The organism is Microbispora sp. ZYX-F-249, from assembly GCF_039649665.1.
GTDB classification, from domain to species: Bacteria; Actinomycetota; Actinomycetes; order Streptosporangiales; family Streptosporangiaceae; genus Microbispora; species Microbispora maris.
Genome location: NZ_JBDJAW010000096.1, coordinates 1 through 6,297 on the forward strand (window position 1 = coordinate 1; position 6,297 = coordinate 6,297).

The 6,297-nt window shown below is 69.0% G+C and carries 7 protein-coding genes and 1 pseudogene; 3 read left to right on the forward strand and 5 right to left on the reverse strand.

Annotation, left to right across the window (positions count from 1 at the left end; genetic code table 11):
- Positions 1-354 precede the first annotated feature (354 nt).
- The 3 genes and pseudogenes from AAH991_RS39610 to AAH991_RS39620 all read left to right on the forward strand — a co-directional run.
- A pseudogene (locus AAH991_RS39610) lies at positions 355-652 on the forward strand (ISL3 family transposase); the annotation flags it as partial.
- On the forward strand, positions 652-1,275 hold the full coding sequence (locus tag AAH991_RS39615) for a LamG-like jellyroll fold domain-containing protein (RefSeq protein WP_346231105.1): 624 nt from the start codon (positions 652-654) through the stop codon (positions 1,273-1,275). The pseudogene AAH991_RS39610 and the gene AAH991_RS39615, both read left to right, overlap by 1 nt.
- A gap of 934 nt (positions 1,276-2,209) precedes the next feature.
- Entirely contained in the window at positions 2,210-2,848 is a 639-nt protein-coding gene (locus tag AAH991_RS39620) for a hypothetical protein (RefSeq protein ID WP_346231106.1), read from the forward strand.
- Between the two features lie 317 nt (positions 2,849-3,165).
- Here the strand turns inward: AAH991_RS39620 and AAH991_RS39630 are convergent, their stop codons facing one another.
- From AAH991_RS39630 to AAH991_RS39650, 5 genes are all read right to left on the reverse strand, one after another.
- Positions 3,166-3,459: a DUF1330 domain-containing protein gene (locus AAH991_RS39630; protein WP_346231107.1), complete on the reverse strand. Its 294-nt coding sequence runs from the start codon at positions 3,457-3,459 to the stop codon at positions 3,166-3,168.
- 32 nt (positions 3,460-3,491) lie between these two features.
- Positions 3,492-4,925 carry an MFS transporter gene (locus AAH991_RS39635; protein ID WP_346231108.1) on the reverse strand — a complete coding sequence of 478 codons (1,434 nt, stop codon included), beginning with the start codon at positions 4,923-4,925 and terminating at the stop codon, positions 3,492-3,494.
- Complete coding sequence (locus tag AAH991_RS39640) at positions 4,922-5,380, reverse strand: MarR family winged helix-turn-helix transcriptional regulator (RefSeq protein ID WP_346231109.1); 459 nt, start codon at positions 5,378-5,380, stop codon at positions 4,922-4,924. The genes AAH991_RS39635 and AAH991_RS39640 overlap by 4 nt, the downstream gene beginning before the upstream one ends.
- Before the next feature lie 24 nt (positions 5,381-5,404).
- On the reverse strand, positions 5,405-5,548 hold the full coding sequence (locus AAH991_RS39645; protein WP_346231110.1) for a hypothetical protein: 144 nt from the start codon (positions 5,546-5,548) through the stop codon (positions 5,405-5,407).
- 69 nt (positions 5,549-5,617) lie between these two features.
- A partial coding sequence (locus AAH991_RS39650; RefSeq protein WP_346231111.1) for an alpha/beta fold hydrolase occupies positions 5,618-6,297 on the reverse strand: 680 nt, incomplete at its 5' end.

Consider the following 6,297-nt stretch of genomic DNA (forward strand, 5'->3'; position numbering starts at 1 on the left):
CGATCCGTAGCGACCGACCGTCACATCAACACCGTGATAGCCAAGTTTCGGGAAGCCCCCCAGTTGTCCGAGCAGCGTGTCGTACACCTCGGCAAGCCGGCCGCGAGATCTTCCCGGCGGCGTTCCGCCCGTCATGGCCTCACGGCCCCGCGATCGTCGCTTCGTCGTCCATCGTGACGTGAGGTCCTTCCAGCGTCTTCGCGAACCTGTTGACATCGGTCGCAACGCTGATGCATGCTGACGACCACTCGGATCGTATAGGAAAGGTGACGGATGCTAGCCATCCTGCGTGCGGGAGCGGCGCGCCGCCGAGCCGGCCGTCCCGGTCCCCCAGCTGTTCGGTGAGGTCAAGGAACTCGGCTCCTACTCACCCGCCCCGGCAGGCTGAATGAGGCCGACACCACGTTGCTCCAGGAACTCGTGGTACGTGCCCCGAACCGGCCGAGCTCGCCCGCCTGGCCCGTGCCTTCGCTGAACTTCTCACCACGGTCGCAGGCAACGACGCCAAGCTCGCCGCCTGGCTCACCGACGCCCGGGCCGCTGACCGGCCCCACCTGCACGGCTTCGCCAACGGCCTCGAGCTCGACCGCGAGGCTGTAACGCCGGCATCACCTTGCCCCATCACAACGGCCGAACCGAAGACGTCAACACGTGAACGAAGAGAGTCATGCGGCAGATGCCGAGAGCGAACACGATCCGGCCGCACCCGAAGGTCGGGGCACCGGCCAGATCTGGGCCGGGAGCGTGGACGGCGTCGCCTCCGGCACCCAGGCGAGCATCGCCGTCCCGGCCGACACGCTCGCCGACGGTTGGAAGATCCGCTGGCGGGCCCGCGCGGTCGCCGGCGCCACCTCCTCAGCCTGGGCGGACTGGCAGCAGGTCACCGTGGACGTCGTCCAGCCGGGCGAGGAACCCCTGGCCCAGACCGCCGGACCGGTGATCCGAACCGACCAGAGCTTCACCGCCGCCGCCTGGCTGCGCTGGAGCGACAAGGACGGCGACTACACCGTCCTCGAACAGAGAGGCACCCAGCAAGCCCCCTTCCGGCTCGGCAACACCCCCGACCACGGATTGGTGTTCACCTTCACCAGCGCCGACGCCGCCCACGCGACAATCGAGGGCGTGGTGTCCGACGTCGAACCTCCCGTGGGCGAGTGGTTGCACCTGACCGGCGTGTACGACGCCGCGGCTCACCCCTCCTCGTTGTACCTCAACGGAACCCTTGTCGAGCCGACGCCCGGAGCTTTCCAGCCTGGCATGCCGACATCGCCATGACGTTGGGCAGCAGAGTCAAGGGCGACCTTGACGAGGTGCAGGTTTATCGGCAGCCGCTCGACGTCGCCCAGGTCCAGGCTCTCCTGGCGAGCCCCGAGCCCATCCTGGCCGCCAAGCCGCTCAACAGCTCAGGACGATTAGGAGTTGGCGCGGGACGCCCTATCTCGAATACCGTTTCCAGGCCCCCAAGCCGTTCACCAAACTGGACCGGACGGTCTGCTCCATCATGCCCGCCCTCATTCAGTACAAGGGGAACAAGGGCTGGTTGCCGCTCTGGGACCAGGAGGTGCTCAGCACGGTGGGCAAACGGCTCGGTGTGGTGCGATGGGGGCAGGGCACGCCGACGAACACCCTGTGGTCACCCAGCTTCCGCTGCGACTGGCGGATACTCGGAGAGCATGGCGAGGACAAGGGGAATAACGGTGGCTGTGTCTACATCAGGGCCGACCGACTGTTCACGATGTCCAAGAGCAGAGACGACGAATACCTCGATGTCATCAAGCACATCGAAAAGGCACTGAATCCCGCGACGAACCCGTCGACGTATCCTCCACTACGCCCGGGAGACACGACCGACAACCGGGTGAAGGCCCGCCCTCCGATCAGGTGGCTACTGGGCAACGAACTGCCCAAAGCCATCCCTGGCAACTACGCGGCGCCCCCGGACACCGTCCAGGGCTCCCACTGTGGAGGGGGCCGGAGGGCAGTGACCGACAGAATCGACAGGTCTTCTCGGGATTCGCATTCACGGTACAGGCGGACAACAACTATTCGTTGCAGACAAAAGCAAATTACTGGAAGTACTACACACCCTCACCAAGACCAGCGACAGCCCATTCTGGGTTGAGATCGTCGACTGACGATTAGCAGTTGACAGACGAGGTCGCACGGCCCGGCGCCGTGCGACCCCGTCGTTACGAGAAGAGGACATAGGGTGACGCCTGATTTCAGGAAGGACCTCCCGGCGGAGAACCAGTGGGACCTGCTGGCCGAGTACGGGCAGGGACTGGAGAACGCATTTCACGCCCTCTGGGTCGAGGGTGAGGATCCGGAGGAAGTGGCCGTGCTGTTCGGGGCCGACTCGGAGTCACGAGTGGAGTGCGGGTTGGACACCCTGGGGACCAGTGTTCACCGCGGGTACCCGGAGGTGGGGATCTGGATCGGCCCGCACGCACCCGGTTGGACACACCTCTTCGCTTTCAACCTGTACTTGCATCCGGCCGGGCTCCCCAATCTGGGAAAGCGGCGGGTATTTGAAATCGACTACACAGGGGAAGCAGGCCCAGGGCTTTCACCGCTGCACCTCCACTACGACGGTGAGATGCTCGGCGACGTCACTCCGCCGCAGGAACCGGGTGAAGTCGTGGACCTCCCCGAATACCAGCATCTGACGGAAGGGCTGGAACTCGGCGGACACGACACGTACGAAGAGGATCTGCACAGCTATTTCTGCATGATGGGCCGTATCACAGGCCGTTTCACCGACCGGGAATGGTGGACGGCGACCCGCACCTTCTACCGCATACCCGCCAAGGTCAAGTCATACGACGGCCCTTTTTCGTCCGGCCTGTGATCCGACAGCCCGCTTACCGCAGAGCATGGCACAGCCGACCGACCTCGATTCTTCGTGCGCCCAGCCGAACGAGGAGGTGGACCCGTGACACAGCGGCCGATCTCTGAGCCATTTTCATCTTGACCAGCGGTCGTCTTCGACGGCCTGCCGGTCGAGGACGGCCTGCACGATCGACGTGACCCGGTGAGGGCAGCAGCGGACCTTTGACAGCAGCTTCCACGCTTTCAGGGGCGCGACGGCGCGTTCGCCGAGGGCTCGGATGCGCGCGTGTGCTCGGTTGACGTCCTGTCTCCGGTGAAGATCCGACTTAACCTCGGTCAGTCGATGCCTTCGACGATGCGGAAGTCGCGCTCGACGCCATCGGAGAGGGCGACCAGTGCCTCCTGGTAGGCCGCACTCTCGTACGTTGCGACGGCCTGCTCGAAGCTGTCGAACTCGACCAGGACGGTGCGCTCGGCGATTCCGGCGTCATGCGCCACGACCCGACCGCCACGGACGAGGGTCCGACCGCCCCCGGCCCGGACGGCCGGACCCGCCAGCTTGTTGTACGCAGCCAGCTTCTCAGGGTCGGAAATGGTGCGGTAGACGCTGACCCAGTAGCCCTTGGGCATGGAACCTCCAGTGTGGGGGGCGTGCATCTGACTTACGGGTTGGTCTCGGACGGGCGTCGGCGGGCGAGAGCGAGGCTCGTCAGCGTCGTGGTCGCCATGGCGCCCATGCCGACCAGCGCCGCGGTGGTGTAGGCGCCGTCGTCGGGGAAGAGGTGGCCGGGGCCGGTGCCCGCGGCGAGGATCAGGCCGCCGACGGCGCTGCCCAGGGAGTACCCGACGCTGCGGACGACGTAGTTGAAGCTCATGGCGCTCGACGTCTCGCTCTTGGGGGTGACCGCCAGGATGACGCCGGGCATCGCGGCCGAGAAGCCGCCGACGCCGAAGCCGAGCACGCCCATCCCCGCGAACAGTTCGGCCAGGTTCGACCGGGCCGCCGCGAACAGGGCGAAGCCGCCGCCGACCACGACGGCGCTGCCGGCCAGGAGCAGGGGGTCGGCGATCCGCGTCCGGACCCGCGGCGTGAGCTTGCCGGCGACGAACCCCAGCACCGAGAACGGGATGAGGACCAGCCCGGCGACGAAGGTCGTCAGCCCGAAGCCGTAGCCGGCGTCGTGCGGCGTCTGCGCGTACCGGGTGATGAGCGTGAGCAGGAGGTACATGCCGATCCCGCCGACGAGCATGGCGAGGTTCGCCCCGGCGACCGCCGGGTGCCGCACCGCCCGCACATCGACCAGGGGCGTCGTGCTGCGCAGCTCGATGACGGCCCAGACGCAGAGCAGCACCACCGCGACGACGGCGAGGCCCGCCGCCACGGCGAGGTGCCGGCTCCACAGGTCCCGTTCGCCGGCGAGGAACAGCACCAGGAGCAGCGCAGCGGCCAGGACGACCGCGCCTGCCACGTCCACATGGGCGGAGCGGCCTTCGGGGGCTTCGGGCATGGATCGCCACGCGGTCAGGAGGGCGGCGGCGGTGACGACCAGGCCGAGGCCGTAGGCGGCCCGGACCCCGCCGAACTCGGCGAGCAGTGCGGCCAGCGGGTAGCCGACGCCGGCCCCGATGATCGAGACCACCGAGATCAGGGCGATCACGGCCGCGCTGCGCTCCTCGGGGAGGTGGTCCCGGGCCACGCCCATCATCAGCGCCGTCAGCCCGAGCCCGACGCCCTGGGCCGCCCTGCCGGCCAGCAGCCACGCGAACGGCAGCGGCAGCACGGTGAGCGCGCTGCCGGCGACGACGACCGCCAGCGTGGCGAGGATCGCGGCCCGCCGGTGCGGGCCGGCTCCGAGCCGGCCCAGGACCGGCGTGGCGACGGCGCCGCTGAGCAGCGCGACGGTCAGCGTCCACTGCGCGCTGCCGAGCGAGACGTGGAACGAGGTCGCCACGCTGGTGATGAGCGGCGTCCCGAGGCTGGCGACCGCCGCCACGACCAGAGCGATGAACATCAGGGCGGGGACCAGCAGCCGCGCCTCGGAACGCGCCGCCGGGAAGGCATTCGCCGCGACCCCGTCGACCGGCTGCCCGGTCACTGCCTCGGCCCTTCGCGGTCCTGGCTTTCGAGCTCTTCCAGACGCCTCAGCGCCGGAAGGGCCGCCACCAGCGCCTCGACCTCGTCGCCGGTGAGCTCGCCGATCAACCGCTCGAACGCGTGGACGCCCGCCTGGCGCCGCGCCCGGACATAGGAGGCGCCGGCCTCGGTCAGGCACACCAGCGTGACCCGCTTGTCGGACGCGTCGCCCCGCCGCTCGACCAGGCCGGACTCCTCCATCACCCGGACCAGGGCGGTCATCGCGGGCTGGGTGACGCCCTCGACCGCGGCCAGATCGGTGACGCGCCGCGGGCCGGCCCGGTCCAGGGTGGCCAGGGTGGCGGCGGACGTCAGGCTCATGTCCCGGGGCAGGCGTCTCACGGCCCTGGTGGCCAGGCCGTAGAGGGCTGCCCCGATGGCGGCGGACGCGTCAGGAGCGGGGTCTTGACGGCTCACGCCCGAAGCATAACAGTTTTATATTCATAACTTATGGAAATGGTCGGCCAGCCGGTTCAGCTTTCCCCGCAGCGGCTCCAGCTTGCCCCGCACCGCGACCGGCAGGCCGAGCATTTCGCCGACGGCCCGGACCCTGACCGGCCCGGCCGCCTCCCGCACGATGGCCACCAGCCGCTGACAGTCCTGCGGCAGCGCGTCGGGGTCGGCGCCGCCCGGGCTGCGAACCCGTCACAGCACTCAGTGACCTCGTTCCCGGCCGAGGAAGCACGACAGGAGTCGCGTGAAGTCGTGCGGGTGCTCGAGCTGCGGCACGTGCCCGCATCGGCCGAGCACGTGCAGACGGACATCGGCCAGGTGTTCGAGCAGGGGTAGGGCAGCCGTCCCGAGCGGGGTGACCCGGTCCTCGGCACCGTGGACGAGCAGCACGGGCGCGCGGATCCCTGCCAGCGTTTGCGCCGAGAGGGTGAGATCGTCGGCCCAACGCGCCCTGGGTGGAGGGAACAACGACGCGTATGCCGCCGCCCCCGCTCGCATCGCGTCCGCACGTGCGGCGACGGCCGACTCGGTCACGAGCGCTTGGTCGAAGACGAGGCGGCTCAACATGTCTCGTGCCCCGAGCGGGCCGGCGGGGGCGGCCCAGACCGCGTCGAGCTCGGCGGACAGGGGCGCCCCGGGGGCGCCCATCGTCGAGACCGCCACGACATGGGTGACCTGCTCGGGACGCGCGGCCGCCAACGCCAGCGCCACGGCACCGCCCATGGAGTGACCCACCACGGCGTAGTGCTCGGCACCGAGAGCGTCCATCAGGCCCGCGGCCTGCTCCGTCCACAGCCGGAGCCCACCCCTGGACCCCGGAGGGATTGGTGTACGGCCGAACCCCGCCTGGTCGGGAGCCACCAGGCGCCAGGACGTGCCCA